This is a genomic window from Sphingopyxis sp. C-1 (assembly GCF_001047015.1).
Lineage (GTDB): Bacteria > Pseudomonadota > Alphaproteobacteria > Sphingomonadales > Sphingomonadaceae > Sphingopyxis.
The window spans coordinates 2320391-2334514 of sequence record NZ_BBRO01000001.1; the positions used below are offsets into that span (position 1 = coordinate 2320391).

Genomic DNA, 14124 nt, shown 5'->3' on the forward strand with positions numbered 1-14124 from the left:
CGGTACCGAGGATGTTATGACGAATATTCAGTTCAATGAGAAGCTTGCCCTCGCAGGCGGCGAACCCGTAATCGCGGAGCCCCTTCCGGCGGATTTAACGATTGGCAAGGCGGAGGCTGACGCCGCCATGCGCGCGTTCGACCGTGGATCGCTGTCGGCCTTTTTCGGAAGCTGGGGCCCCGAATTTCTGGGCGGCGACGAAGTGAAGGCCTTCGAGCAGGAATGGGCCGTGAGGTTCAACGTGCCGCATGTTGTCTCGGTCAATTCCGCGACATCCGGCCTCATCGCCGCGATGGGCGCGATCGGTCTTTCGCCCGGCGATGAAGTGATCGTCCCGCCCTACACCATGTCCGCAACCGCCATGGCTCCGCTATTTTATGGCGGCATCCCGGTCTTCGCAGACATCGAGCCGGAGACCTTCTGCCTCGACCCCGAAAGTGTCGCAGCGGCGATCACTGACAAGACGAAGGCCATCATCGTCGTCAATTTGTTCGGGCACGCGGCGCAGCTTTCGGAACTGGCGGCGCTCGCAAAGGCACGCGGCATATTCCTGATCGAGGACAATGCACAGGGACCGCTCGCAACCGAAAATGGGCAATATGCCGGGACATTCGGGGACATCGGCATATTCAGCCTGAATTATCACAAGCATATTCACACGGGGGAAGGCGGCATGTGCGTCACACATGACGGAACGCTGGCATTGCGCATGCAGGCGATCCGTAACCATGCGGAAAATATAGTCGATCCCGCCGGCATCACCGACCTGACGAACATGATCGGCCAGAACTATCGCATGACCGAATTGTCGGCGGCCGTGGGGCGCTGCCAGCTGGACAAGGTCGAAAATGAAGTCGGTCGCCGCCAGCGGCTCGCCGAGCATCTTTCCGATGGATTGCGGGATCTTGAAGGCCTGACCGTCCCCATGGTGCGCGAGGGGTGCCGTCACGTATATTATGTCTGGGCCATGCGTGTCGACGAAGAGGTGCTGGGAGTGAGCCGCGCGGATTTCAGTGCTGCGCTCACCGCCGAAGGCTTTCCCCACAGCACGGGATATCTCCGTCCGCTCTATATGTTGCCGGCATTCCAGCAGCGCAAAGCCATCGGCCGCGACGGATGGCCGTTTACGCTGACCGATCGCCACTATCATGAGGGGCTCTGCCCCGTTGCCGAGCAAATGTATCGCCACGAGCTGATACTGTTCGAACCGTGCGCGTACCGGGTGGACGACGCCCTGGCGGACAAGCTGGTGATGGCGGTACGCAAGGTGCACGCACGCCGTCACGAAATTGCCGCCGCCGCTGCGTCGCGCGCCGGATGAGGATCGTCGCCAGCATCGAAGCCCGGATGGGCTCGTCACGCCTGCCGGGCAAAGTGCTGATGGACATCCACGGCAAGCCCGCGCTTGCGCGGCTTGTCGACCGGCTTCGACAATGCCGCCGGATCGACGATATTGTCGTTGCCACCTCCACCGGAAAGGGCGACGACCTCATCCAGGACTGGGCCCAAAGCTACAATGTCCCCGTCTACCGCGGCAGCGAAGACGATGTGCTCCAGCGGGTGGTCGATGCGCACCGATACATGGGGTCGGACATCGTGGTGGAAATCACCGGCGACTGCCCGCTGCTCGACCCAGAAACGGTCGACCTCGCCATCGAGACCTTCCTTGCGAATGATTGCGACGTCGCGGCCAATGTCCGCATACCCTCCTATCCACAAGGCACCGATGTCCAGGTCTTCCGCACAAAGGATCTGGAGAAGGTCGCCGCGACGATTGACGACCTCGCGGTACGCGAACATGTGTCGCTATATTTTTACGAGAACCCTTCGCTCTACCGAATACTGCATATGCTCGCGCCGAGGAGCGGCCAGGCTCCCGATCTCCGGCTGCAGCTCGATTATCCCGAGGATATCGAATTCATTCGCCGGGTCTACGAGCAGCTCGAGCCAGTACACGGGCCGTTTTTTGGCACGGGAGCGATCCTCGATTTGGTCGCCCAAGCTCCGGATCTTGCCGCAATCAATGCCCATTGCATCGAGAAAACGGCGCGATGAGCACAGGCTATCCGACTGTGCTCGTCGGGTTCGGAAAAATGGCCCAAGGCTATGCGGCCGACACCGCAATGGCGCAGCATTTTCCCTATGCGTCGCATGCGCAGGTGCTTCGCGACCATCCGCGCTTCGACTGGCTGGCGGTCATCGATCCGGCACCGGACGCCCGCGCGCTGGCAAGGGACGAGTGGGGCGTGCGGCATATCGCGGCTCAAGCGGGAGAGCTGGATCGCGCGCACGACAATATCGAAGTCGCCATCCTTGCGACGGGCCCCGACGCCCGCCGCGGCCTCATCGATCGCTTCCCCAACCTCAAGGCGGTAATTGTCGAGAAACCACTGGGCCGGACGGCGGACGATGCCGAGGCTTTTCTCGATGAGTGCCGCACTCGCAATATCATCGTTCAGGTCAATCTTTGGCGCCGCGCGGACGAACGTTTTCGCGCGCTGGCGGACGGCGATCTGGATCGATTGATCGGCGAGATACAGGTGGGAACCTGCTATTATGGCAACGGCCTCGTCAACAATGGCACCCATATGGTCGACTTTGCCCGCATGCTACTTGGCGAGGTAACCGGCTGGCAATTGTCCGGGGCGTCGCCCGGCTTCATCGAGGGGCCGATCCCGGGCGATTCCAACCCCCATTTCCAGCTCCGGTTCGGAGATGATGTCGAAGTGGCATTCCAGCCCCTCCGTTTCCGCCATTATCGCGAGTGCGGGCTGAGCTTGCTCGGGACGCACGGCAAACTCGATATCATGGCGGAAGGTCTGGATATTGCCCTTTCTGCCAAGACAGCACATCGCGCTGCAACTGGCGAAAACGAACTCGCGGTCGACCGCCCCACGCGCATCGCACCCACCTGCGGCCGGGCACTCTATCGCATGTATGACAATCTGGCTGATTGCCTCGATTCCGGGCAGTCGGCCGATCTCTGGAGCGACGGCGTGTCGGCGATGAAATCAACCGCCGTCATCGACCAGATCCGGCTCGCCGATCAGGCGCGGCAAACGCCTCCTCAGGCGACATGACCCTCACCTATCTCCTGTTTGCCGAAGATCCGGGTGCGGCGCTCTTCATGCGCGAGCTGCCGGCGGCCTTACGCGATGCGGGAGCCATTCCGGTTACGCTCGCCCTGCCCTTTGCCGCGCCCTATTTCCCTACAGAAAAGCTCATCGCCGCGCCGGACGCCCTCGACGATGCTGCCGCCGAAGCCTTGCTTGCCCGTTTCAATCCTGCCGCCGTCATATTCGGCACGTCCGAAAATCCCGACAGCTTCGCGTTCAACCTCGTTGCCGCATCGCGACGAAACGGGGTGCCTACCATCGCTGCCGTAGATTCCGCGCCCAATGCCGAACACCGGTTCAGGGGGCACGGCACGGATCCGCTGCGCTACGCTCCCGATACGCTGTTGGTCGCGGACAGCGCGTCCGCGGATGCCTATCGCGCACTCGGCATCGAAAGCGACCAGATCGCCATTTGCGGCCACCCCAGATTCGACGAAATCGCTGCCATTCGCGAGCGGTGGTCCGAGGATCAGCGCGCGCAGCAGCGTCGACGTCACTTTCCCGGCGTGCCGGACGATGAGAAGATCGTCGTGTTCGTCTCCGAGCTATCGGTGGGCCTCGGCGACAATCCCTTCCGCCGCGACGATGACTATAGCCTTGCCGGGACCAGCGGCTCCGACGCGCGAAGCCGGATCGTGGGAGAAGAGCTTCTCCTGGCCCTGTCGCACCTGCCCTACCCCGTGCACCGCGTACTTCGGCTGCACCCGAAACAGGATGACGCCGAAGAGGCGGACTTTAGCGCACTTTTCGACCAGGTGAGCCAGTCCGAACCTGGCCTGGAGCTCGTCAACGCCGCCGACCTTGTGGTCGGCATGACGAGCATCCTGCTGATCGAAGCTGCCTGTCTCGGCCGGCCGGTTCTTTCCATCGTCCCACGCAGCGAAGAACGTCAGTGGCTCGGCGACGCACGCAAAGCGATTCCGAGCGTTTCGACGCGCGACGCTATCGATGCGTTTCTCACCGGGGGAGACGAGCGGCAAGGATGGCCGGTGGCGGCGACGCCCGCCGGCCTCGGAAATGCAACGGCCAACATGGTTGGGCGCATTCTTTCGGACTGTCAGAGGTAGGGACATGAGGGATTTTCCGGCGCTTGATCTCGGCCGCTGCCGCCTGGTTCCCTTCACCGAGGGTCACCTTTCCGATCGCTATGTCGGCTGGCTCAACGATCCCGCTGTCGTTCGCTATTCCGAACAGCGGCATCGCCATCATGATCTTGCAAGCTGCACGGCCTATCTGCAAGCGATGCTGCCATCGCGCGATCTGTTCCTGGCGATCGAAGCGGTCGATCCGGCGCTCGGCCATATCGGCAATATCTCGGTCAGCTTCGACGATCCGAACCGGAGCGCCGACGTCTCGATCATGGTGGGCGAAACGGCGGCGCGAGGCACGGGTCTTGGCAGCGCGGCGTGGAGAGGAATCCTCGACTGGCTTCTGACGGACGGCGGCCTGCGGCGAGTGACCGCGGGTACGATGGCAAAAAACAGCGCCATGATTGCCCTGATGGAAAATGGCGGTATGACCATCGAATGCATGAGGCCGCGCGCCTTTATTTGTGAGGGTGAAGAGGTTGCGATGGTTCTGGCGGCACGATTTGCCGATGACGACCGACCGCACGACTGAACTTTGCTCTCGTCAGACGATTTAAAGGTAGTTCGACATGCTTCACGAAGTCGCGAGCTTTCTCCGCTGGAGAGTCAAGCAGAAGCGCTACGCTGTAAAGGGTCTCAATACCGTTCGCGATCTGCCCCGCCGGCTGTCGGAGTCTATCGCCCCGACGCAGCCCAATGCGCAGCTCGACGCGCTCATGATCGATGCCTACGGGAAGCTTTCCCGTCAGCTGACTATTCCCGAGATCGACCTTTCCCCATATGCGGGCAAGGCTCAGGGTGCGGCGTTCGTCGACATTTCGCCGGACCACCCCGAGCTTGTAGAAGGCGTGGTTGCCGAGATACTCGGTGACGCCGAGACAGCCGCCATGATCAACGGTTATTTTGATGGGCGTCCCTGGCTCTGGAACGTCGCGCTCAATTATTCGGAGCCGCGCGACGTCCTGACGGACAGCCAGCTATGGCACTTCGACTATGGCGACAGCCGGCAGTTACATTTCATGGTGTATTTTTCGGACGTCGGCGACACAAGCGGTCCGTTCACCTTCCTCAAGCTCGCCGAATCCGATCGGGTGAAACGGCACCCCTTCATAATCGAGCGCATGACCGATCAGGATCTCGCAGAACGATTCGCGATCGACGTTGATGAAAAACGCGTCCGGCTGACCGGCAAGCGAGGAGACGTCTATTTCAATGATCCCGGCCGCCTGATGCATCAGGGCGCCCGGTGTTCGACCACCCGGCTGGTGATGTTCCTGTCCTTCACCTCGCGCACGCCCATGACTAAGGGCGGGCGCCTGGTGATGAAGCCGGAGGTTCGCGAACGCATCGGTGCCGCTTACCGCACAGCGCACCCCGACGGCCCGCTCTCACATTTGGTGTTCAGCTGACCTGATGAAGCGCGTTCTCCGCCTGTTTTATTCGACGACCTCGCAAATCGACGCCTGGATCCGGATTTCGAAATTTGTTGCGCGCGTGCCGCTACTTGGGAAACTCTTGTCGGTATGGACCGACAATCTCATGCTGGCGCTCTATGGCATCGAACTTACATCGACCTCATTGCGCATCAAACAGCTGATCGTCGGGCATTCCACGGGCGTTGTCCTTGGTGGCAACGGGATTCGTTGCAACGGCACGGTGCATCTCAGTTCCGGCGTCGTGTTCGGCCGTCGCTACTCTGATGGACGCCCCGAGCCCGAACATTTTTTCGACATCGATGGCGATTTGACGATCGGATCCAATTCCGTCCTGCTCGGACCTTTGAAGATCAAGGGGCCCGTCATCATCGGCGCCCTGACCCTGGTGACCCGCGATATTACGGAACCGGGGGTTTATGTCGGTATTCCAGCCAAGCGCCTCGACACGCCGGCACCAGGGGACTGACATATGAGCCGATCGGCTGTCCCCGCCTCCTTCCGCCCCGGGTTGGGTAGCGCCCTGTTCCTTGTCGTCATGCTGGGTGCGGCAGGCATCACGATGCTCCGCATGGTGGTAGCGGCATCATTCCTTCCCGTTCAGGATTTCGGTACGTACGCAACGATTGCGGCGACTGGCGCATTCCTCTCCTCGATCCTGAGTTTTGGCACCATCGAGGGGACCATCAAAAATTTTCCGCGAATGGTCGGCGCCGGCCAGGGCGGCGAACTGCTCCGCGAATCGCACCATATCATGCGCCGCCTGCTGCTGCGCGCCGCCGCGGTAGGTATTCCAGTTTACGCCGCCGGACTCCTTCTCGACCTCGACTGGCTGCGTCTGTCGGGACTTGGCTTCTTCTTTGCACTCAGCACCGCCTACACCCTGGTGCTCGCATCGATGCAGCGGGCGTCCGGCACCTCGGCGACCTTGGCAGCGGGCACCATTTTGCGCAGCGGCAGCGTGTTCGTCGCGGTGGCGGCGGCAGCCTATTTTGGCGATCTCACCATTCTTTTGATCACCGAAATCGCGACAACCATTGTGGCCTGCCTTCTTTCGGAATGGCTGTATTTTCGGCGCGGTCGCGCCCCGGCGCCGGCCCGGTTGCCCGTGCCGCCGGTGCCCGTGCCGCCGGTGTCCGGGTCGACCGGCGACGGCGTACGACTTTTCCTCACCTATTCGCTTATTTCGGCTCCCTTCTACCTCGACCGGCTGTTCGTCACCTCGACGATGGGGCGCGAGGAAGGCGCTCGCTATGCGATACTCGCGCTCTTTCTGACGGGAGCCTCGCTCATCGTGAATACACTTGCCCAGCGGAGCGGTCCCGAGGCGATACGGTTGGTTCAGCGGGATGGCGACCATCGCGCTGCAACGAGGCTGATTGCGACGTGGGTCGGTATCTCCATCATGATCTGGCTGGCGGCCATAGGAACCGTTGCGGCGATCATCGCTTCCGGCTTCCTCCCCGAGAGTCTCGAGCGCTATGCGATTGCGCCGCATCTTCTCGTCCCGCTCGCCGTAACGGGTGTTCTGCTCAATAACGGGCTCGTCGAGTTTCTCCTGCTCGCGCTCGACCGCGAACGACAGATGTTGCGCGCCGCTATCTGCTTCGCCACCGCAGTTTTCGTTGCTGCATGCGCCGTGGCAGTTTGCCGATGGGGTCTCGTGGAATTCATGTGGGCGCTTGTGGCGTGCCGCGTCATTTATCTGGCACTGCTCGTAGCTGCGTTGCCAACAGGCAGGGACGCCGCTACGAAAGCCGGAACCGGCTCTCGGGCTTGACGACCCTTCCCGGATGAAGCGCATTCGTCTCTGAAACCCTCTACCACGGATCGACACAAGTTTAGACGATGCGACTGATCATATACAGCCTTGCCCTATTGTTCTGCCTGTTCCCCTACACGCAGATCCTTGATCTCGATTCCTATACGCAGCCCTACGCCTTTCTGTTGAGCATCATTGCCTCGGGCGCCGCATTTGCACGCCTGCGCGCCTATTTTCCTGCCCGGGACGCAATCGCATTGATTGCCCTCGCGTTCGCAGGGTTGATGGGATTTCTCATCAGCAGCGGCACGAATCCCACTTTCTCTGAGCTTCGCTATCTCCTGATCTATGTGTCGCCGGTGGTGTTCGCATTCGCCAGTTTCGGGATTGCGATCGAATACCCAAAAGCCGCCGACAGGATCATCGTGTTCGCAACCCTCACATGGATGGCGGTGGGTATCATCCAGACGGTAATCGACCCAGGCTTTGCGTCGCAATTCGTCGGCCGATTCTCGGCAGCGGCCGAAGTCGTCGTCGAGTCCGGCCGCGGAACATTGGGGCTTGCGCCGGAACCGACACATTTCGGCTTTCACATGATCATTCTTGCCGCGGCGCTTGTCCTTATGGGCGGTCGGAACTGGCTTTCCCTGGCTTGCCTTGTAACGGCGCTGATCATCGCCCGCTCATCCAGCGCCGCGCTGGCGCTGGGCCTCGGGGCGCTCATCTATCTCGTCATCTTTGGCGGCAGGGCGCGCTGGCTCCTCGTGCTTGTCGTTCCTGTCTACTTCATGATCGGGCTTATTGTCGAAGCCCACTTGCTTCCGCAGAACCTGCGAATTGTGCAGTTGATGACGGATTTCTACCAGGCTCCGCTATATCCCGTGCTCAGTGATGCCAGCGCCAACCAGCGACTTGGCGGCATCTACGTGGGCGCAAAACAAATTGTCATGCAGGGGTTCATGCCCGCAGGGATGTCTGAAGAGACGTGGCTGGACCTCATTGGCCCGATCATGGCCGCCAACCCGTGGCTAATCATGCTGAGCGAGGCCGGTGTTCCGTCGGGAATCCTCATCGTCGGATTCCAGCTCGGCCTCTTCGGCCTTATCCCGCTGATCTTCATCCTTTACCGGATGCTCAGTGGCCTGCGCTCACATTATGAGACCTTCCTGCTTTGTACGATGGTCTTCGTTTTCTTCTCGCAATATATGATTTCGACACCGGGTTTCGGGGTCATCTATGGGATGGTGATCGCAAGACGGCTCTACGCGGCACGCGCAGCCGAGAGTTCAAGTTCGGTTACAGTTGCAAACAGGCACCTAGTTCCCGCCGCCTGACGGGCCTCGCAGATCAAGCATAAGTCGCAAGAACCGGCCGCTACTCGTCGCGCGTGGAAAGAAAGCTCTGGGTCTGTCCTTGCAGCACGATGGCAGTGAGACACCCTGATGCATAGGCGCCCGTATCGATCCCGATGCGGTTGCAACTCCGGTCGACATCGTCGCTGATCGTATGTCCGTGAACCACCATCACACCATGATCGCTGGTATCGCTCAGAAATTCGTCCCTTATCCAGCGAAGGTCGCTAGTCTTCTGACGATCTAGGGGCATTCCCGGCCGGACGCCGGCATGGACGAAGACATAATCGCCATACTGGACCATGTCCTCGCCGCGCCCCAGATAGTCGACGTGGGATTGCGGGACTGCGGAAGGAAACGCCTTGGCCAGTTCCTCGAACGGCAACTGTGCGAGCATTTCGTCATCTTTCAAATAGCTTCTGATCGTCGACTCGCCGCCAATCCGATAGAAATAACGCAGCGCGCGAACGTCGCCCGTCAGCGCGGCGAGCATGCATTCTTCGTGGTTGCCGATCAGGTGGTGAACGCGGTCGAACCGGGAAGGCAGGGTGATGGCCCGTTCGACTACCTGGTCGGATGACGGTCCGCGGTCGACCAGATCGCCGAGCAGGATGAGGATGCATGTGTCATACGCCCGCCGTTCGCGGTCGGCTTCAACGCGATCGAGCAGAGCGGCAAACAGGTCATCCCGGCCATGGATATCTCCAATGGCATATACGAGAAGTCCGGGCGGCACCGCGGGCTCAATTTTTGGAGATGCTTCCCTTTTCCGAAATCGGGAAAAAATGCCCATGGCCGTCTTTGAAACCTGCTAAAATCTGCGGATCGAAATCGCTGCAAGCGAGGAACGCCCCTTTAGCTTTCTGGTTGCCGTGACACCAGCGATATGGAGGCTGCTGTGTCGAATGATTAAAGGAAAAGCAACCCACCGCCGGTTATGGCGCATCCCGAGATCTACAATATTCGAGAGACAAGGAGCATCGCCGCGAATGTCAGCCCGGATCATCACTGTGTTCGGCACCCGGCCGGAAGCGATCAAGATGTTCCCGGTCGTCCAGGCTCTCCGCGCCGCGCCCGGCATCGACGCGCGTGTGTGCGTGACCGCGCAGCACCGCGAAATGCTGGACCAAGTACTTGAGATCGCACAAATCGTTCCCAACGTCGATCTGGACGTCATGACCCCAAATCAAACGCTCGATGCGCTGCTGGCCCGGCTCGTCATCGGGCTTGGCGAAACCTTTGACCGCGAAAAACCCGACCGTATCCTCGTCCATGGCGATACGCTGACGACGATGGCGGCGACGCTCGCTGCCTATTTCCGCAAGATACCCGTCGGCCATGTTGAAGCGGGCTTGCGTAGCGGCAATATCTATCACCCATGGCCCGAAGAGGTGAACCGCAAGGTCGCGGGCGTCGTCGCCGACCTGCACTTTGCTCCGACGGAGACCGCCGCGGCGGCGCTTCGTGCCGAAAATGTTCCTGCGAATCAGATTCATGTCACCGGCAACACGGTGATCGATGCGCTGCTCGCGACTACGGCGCGGATCGACGAAGAACCGTCGCTCGCGGCCGGGCTGGATCCGCTCCTTGCTCGCTTCGCAGGGAAGCGCATTATCGCAGTCACCTCGCATCGGCGCGAAAATTTCGGCGACGGGATGAAGGCGATCGCCGGCGCCATCGCCGGCATCGCCGCGCGACCCGATGTCGCCGTCATCTTCCCGGTTCACCCCAACCCGCATGTGCGCAGCGCGATGGAACCGATCCTCGGCGGCCTCGCCAATGTCGCACTGATCGATCCGCTCGATTATTTGCATTTCGTCCGCCTGCTCGGCGCCTCGACGCTCGTCCTCACCGACAGCGGCGGCGTGCAGGAGGAAGCGCCCTCGCTCGGCAAGCCGGTGCTGGTGATGCGTGAGACGACCGAGCGGCCCGAAGGCATCGAAGCCGGCACCGCGCGGCTTGTCGGAACCGACAAAACGCGTATTGTTTCCGCAATTCTCAAGCTTTTGGACGACAAAGACGCCTATTCGGCCATGGCCCGTGCCCATAATCCCTTTGGTGACGGCACGGCGGCAAAACAGATTGCGGAGATTGTTGCGCGTGCGCATTGATAGCGAACAGAAGGTCACGGTCCTCGGGCTCGGCTATATCGGCCTGCCGACTGCCGCGCTGATCGCGCGTTCGGGCAACCGCGTGACCGGCGTCGACGTCAGTCAGCATGTCGTCGACACCGTCAACAACGGCAAGGTCCATATCGAGGAAGTCGATCTCGACGGTCTCGTCCAGGGCGTCGTTGCGCGCGGCAACCTTGTTGCCTCGACCGAGGTCGCGCCTGCCGACGTCTTTGTCATCGCGGTGCCGACCCCGCATGACGACGAGCATCGCCCCGACATCGCCTATGTCCTATCGGCCGCGCGGGCCATCGCGCCGAAGCTTCAGGCGGGCAACCTCGTTATCCTCGAATCGACCTCGCCCGTCGGCACGACCGAAAAGGTCGCCGCGCTGCTCGCCGAGCTCCGCCCCGACCTCAAGGTTCCGGGCGCCTGCACCGGCGCCGCTGACATCTTCGTCGCCTATTGCCCCGAGCGCGTGCTGCCCGGCCGCATCCTCGTCGAGCTCGTCGACAACGACCGCTGCATCGGCGGTATCACGCCGCGCTGCGCCCGCCGGGCAATGACCTTCTATCGCGAGTTCGTCCGCGGCGCCTGTGTCACCACCTCGGCGCGCGCCGCCGAAATGGTGAAGCTCGTCGAGAACAGCTACCGCGACGTCAACATCGCCTTTGCCAACGAGCTGTCTATGATGGCCGAACATATGGGCGTCGACGTGTGGGAGGTGATACGCCTCGCCAACCTCCACCCGCGCGTTAACATTCTCCAGCCGGGGCCCGGCGTAGGCGGTCATTGCATCGCGGTCGATCCCTGGTTCCTCGTCCATGGCGCCCCCGATCACAGCCGCCTGATCCGAACTGCACGCGAGGTCAATCTGGCCAAGACCGCGCATGTCATCGGTGCCGCCGAAATGCTCGTCTCGCAACATCCGCAGGCCCGCGTCGCGTGCCTCGGCCTCGCCTTCAAACCGAATATCGACGATTTCCGCGAAAGCCCGGCGGTTGAAATCGCCGCCGCGCTCGCGCGCCGCTTCGGCAAGCAGATCGCGATCGTCGAGCCCTATGCCCGCAGCCTGCCGACGGAGTTTGCCGGAACGTGCGCTTTGTTGACCGACCTCGATACCGCGCTTGCGGCGTGCGATCTGCTCATCGTCCTGGTCGATCACGACCTGTTCAAATCGATCCCGCTCGAAGAGCGTGGCGACAAAATCGTTTATGACACCCGAGGCCTCTGGCTCGACCAGCCAAAGGCAGGAGAAGGCAGCTCCTTTAATCGCGCCGCTTGATTCCGGCGACTTGACGATCGAACCGCGGGGCCACATGAACCGCGGATGTTCACACGCCTTCAAACGCTTGTCGTGGAAAAACCCTGGGGGCGAACGGATCTTCCCAGCGATTTCGGTGACTTCGATGACCGCCGCATCGGCGAGATATGGTTCGTCCATCCCGATGGGGATGACGCGCAGATCATGGTGAAATTCCTCTTCACTTCCGAACGCCTGTCGATCCAGGTTCACCCCGACGATGTGGCCGCGCAAGCGGCAGGCTATCCGCGCGGCAAGGAGGAGTGCTGGCTCGTCCTCGACGCCAAACCGGACGCCGAGCTTGGGGTCGGGCTAGTCACCGAAACGACGCGCGAAGCGCTTCACGATGCGGCGCTCGACGGCACGATCGTCGACATGATCGACTGGCGCCGCGCACGCGCCGACGATTTCGTTTACAACCAGGCGGGCACCATTCATGCGATTGGCGCCGGGCTGACCGTCGTCGAAGTGCAGCAGAATGTCGATTGCACCTATCGTCTCTATGATTATGGCCGCCCGCGCGAACTGCATCTCGAAGCGGGGCTCGCCGTATCGGAAACGTCCCCGCGCCCCGATCCGCGCGACGGGCGTGTCGCGGCGAACGACAACCGCCTGCTCGTCGACGGGCCGCATTTCCGCCTTCTCCATCTATCGGGATCCGACGCCGCGGGGTTGCTGCCGCAACATGGCGCCGACTTCACCTTCACCCCCTTGTCACCGGGATGCAGCATATCGGGTGAAGAGGTGAAACTCGGCGAATGCGTCGCGACCGACCGCGCCGACGGCATTGCGCTCGCCCCGGGGGCGCGCGCGCTGCTGTGCTGGCCCGCCTGACCTCCCCTGAAAATCGAGACCATAAATGATCATCCCAATCATATTATCGGGGGGTTCGGGCACGCGGCTCTGGCCCGTTTCGACCAGTAGCACGCCGAAACAGTTCCAGCCGCTGACGGGCAAGGACAGCATGTTCCTGCAAACGCTCGACCGCGCGACCGACCGGAGCCGCTTCGCCGCGCCGATGATCGTCTGCGGCCCGGCGCACGTCGCGCATGTCGAGGCCGATCTGCTGGCGGCGGGTGTCGCCGACGCCCGCATCGTCGTCGAGCCCGCCGCGCGCAACACCGCCCCTGCGATCGCGCTTGCCGCATGCGCGGCGCTTGCCGACGATCCCGACTCGACGATCCTCGTCATGCCCGCGGATCATGTCATGACCGACGTTCCCGCGTTCCTGAGCGCCATTGAGGCCGCGATGCCGGCGGTCGAAGCCGGCTCGCTCGCAACCTTTGGCATTGCGCCGTCGCATCCTGAAACCGGCTATGGCTACATCGCCGCGGGTGCGCCGCTCGCCGCGACTCCGGGCATCTTCGAAGTCCGTCGCTTTGTCGAAAAGCCGCCGCGCGACAGAGCGGAGGCCATGCTTGCCGAAGGCGGCCATTATTGGAATGCCGGTATCTTTCTGATGCGAGCCGATCGGTTCCTGGCCGAACTCGGAAGACAGCAGCCGGCGATCGCGGCGTCCTGCGCGGCCGCGATGGCGAAGGGGCGAGAGGACGGCCCCCGGATCCATCCCGAAACCGACGCCTTTCTTTCCAGCCCGTCGGATTCGATCGACTATGCGGTGATGGAGGGCGCCGAACAGGTGGTCGTCGCGCCGGTCGATCCCGGCTGGTCCGACGTCGGCGGCTGGGCGGCGCTGCACGAACTCGGCGACAAGGACGAAAACGGCAATGTACGCATCGGCGACGTCATCGCGATCGATGCCGCGAATAACTATCTTCGCGCCTGTGAAGGAAAGCGGGTGGCCGTTGTCGGCGTTTCCGACATCATCGTCGTCACGCACGGCCACGATATCTTGATCATCCCGCACGACCGCGCGCAGGAGGTCAAGGCGATCGTCGAATATCTGGCGGCCAACCCCTCGCACTAACGGGAGCGGCCGTCCCGTCCCCTTGCGGGGCG

14 protein-coding genes are annotated in these 14124 nt (G+C 61.9%); 13 read left to right on the forward strand and 1 reads right to left on the reverse strand.

Annotation, left to right across the window (positions count from 1 at the left end):
* The first annotated feature begins 16 nt into the window (after positions 1 to 16).
* From SC1_RS10920 to SC1_RS10960, 9 genes are all read left to right on the forward strand, one after another.
* Positions 17 to 1321, forward strand: coding sequence for a DegT/DnrJ/EryC1/StrS aminotransferase family protein (locus tag SC1_RS10920; protein ID WP_062181347.1), 1305 nt, complete (start codon positions 17 to 19; stop codon positions 1319 to 1321).
* Complete coding sequence (locus tag SC1_RS10925; protein ID WP_062181349.1) at positions 1318 to 2055, forward strand: cytidylyltransferase domain-containing protein; 738 nt, start codon at positions 1318 to 1320, stop codon at positions 2053 to 2055. Before SC1_RS10920 ends, SC1_RS10925 begins: the two co-directional genes overlap by 4 nt.
* Positions 2052 to 3080: a Gfo/Idh/MocA family protein gene (locus SC1_RS10930; protein WP_062181351.1), complete on the forward strand. Its 1029-nt coding sequence runs from the start codon at positions 2052 to 2054 to the stop codon at positions 3078 to 3080. The genes SC1_RS10925 and SC1_RS10930 overlap by 4 nt, the downstream gene beginning before the upstream one ends.
* Complete coding sequence (locus tag SC1_RS21850) at positions 3077 to 4183, forward strand: hypothetical protein (RefSeq protein WP_062181354.1); 1107 nt, start codon at positions 3077 to 3079, stop codon at positions 4181 to 4183. The genes SC1_RS10930 and SC1_RS21850 overlap by 4 nt, the downstream gene beginning before the upstream one ends.
* A gap of 4 nt (positions 4184 to 4187) precedes the next feature.
* On the forward strand, positions 4188 to 4736 hold the full coding sequence (locus tag SC1_RS10940; protein ID WP_062181357.1) for a GNAT family N-acetyltransferase: 549 nt from the start codon (positions 4188 to 4190) through the stop codon (positions 4734 to 4736).
* A 37-nt stretch (positions 4737 to 4773) separates the two neighbouring features.
* A complete protein-coding gene (locus SC1_RS10945; RefSeq protein ID WP_062181360.1) occupies positions 4774 to 5613 on the forward strand; it encodes a hypothetical protein in 840 nt (279 codons plus the stop codon).
* Between the two features lie 4 nt (positions 5614 to 5617).
* Complete coding sequence (locus tag SC1_RS10950; protein WP_062181361.1) at positions 5618 to 6106, forward strand: hypothetical protein; 489 nt, start codon at positions 5618 to 5620, stop codon at positions 6104 to 6106.
* A 69-nt stretch (positions 6107 to 6175) separates the two neighbouring features.
* Positions 6176 to 7417: a hypothetical protein gene (locus SC1_RS10955; protein WP_193749153.1), complete on the forward strand. Its 1242-nt coding sequence runs from the start codon at positions 6176 to 6178 to the stop codon at positions 7415 to 7417.
* Between the two features lie 68 nt (positions 7418 to 7485).
* Positions 7486 to 8733: a hypothetical protein gene (locus tag SC1_RS10960; protein ID WP_152682366.1), complete on the forward strand. Its 1248-nt coding sequence runs from the start codon at positions 7486 to 7488 to the stop codon at positions 8731 to 8733.
* 40 nt (positions 8734 to 8773) lie between these two features.
* Here SC1_RS10960 and SC1_RS10965 read toward each other — a convergent pair whose 3' ends face one another.
* Positions 8774 to 9544, reverse strand: a complete 771-nt coding sequence (locus SC1_RS10965; protein ID WP_062181370.1) for a metallophosphoesterase family protein — start codon at positions 9542 to 9544, stop codon at positions 8774 to 8776.
* 196 nt (positions 9545 to 9740) lie between these two features.
* Here SC1_RS10965 and wecB point away from each other — a divergent pair, with 196 nt between their 5' ends.
* From wecB to SC1_RS10985, 4 genes are read left to right on the forward strand one after another with little or no spacing between them, the layout of a single operon-like run.
* Complete coding sequence (gene wecB / locus SC1_RS10970; RefSeq protein ID WP_062181373.1) at positions 9741 to 10862, forward strand: non-hydrolyzing UDP-N-acetylglucosamine 2-epimerase; 1122 nt, start codon at positions 9741 to 9743, stop codon at positions 10860 to 10862.
* Entirely contained in the window at positions 10852 to 12147 is a 1296-nt protein-coding gene (gene wecC, locus SC1_RS10975; RefSeq protein ID WP_062183977.1) for a UDP-N-acetyl-D-mannosamine dehydrogenase, read from the forward strand. Before wecB ends, wecC begins: the two co-directional genes overlap by 11 nt.
* A gap of 45 nt (positions 12148 to 12192) precedes the next feature.
* Positions 12193 to 12999, forward strand: coding sequence for a class I mannose-6-phosphate isomerase (locus SC1_RS10980; protein WP_062181376.1), 807 nt, complete (start codon positions 12193 to 12195; stop codon positions 12997 to 12999).
* A 25-nt stretch (positions 13000 to 13024) separates the two neighbouring features.
* Positions 13025 to 14092, forward strand: a complete 1068-nt coding sequence (locus tag SC1_RS10985) for a mannose-1-phosphate guanylyltransferase/mannose-6-phosphate isomerase (protein WP_062181379.1) — start codon at positions 13025 to 13027, stop codon at positions 14090 to 14092.
* Positions 14093 to 14124 lie beyond the last annotated feature (32 nt).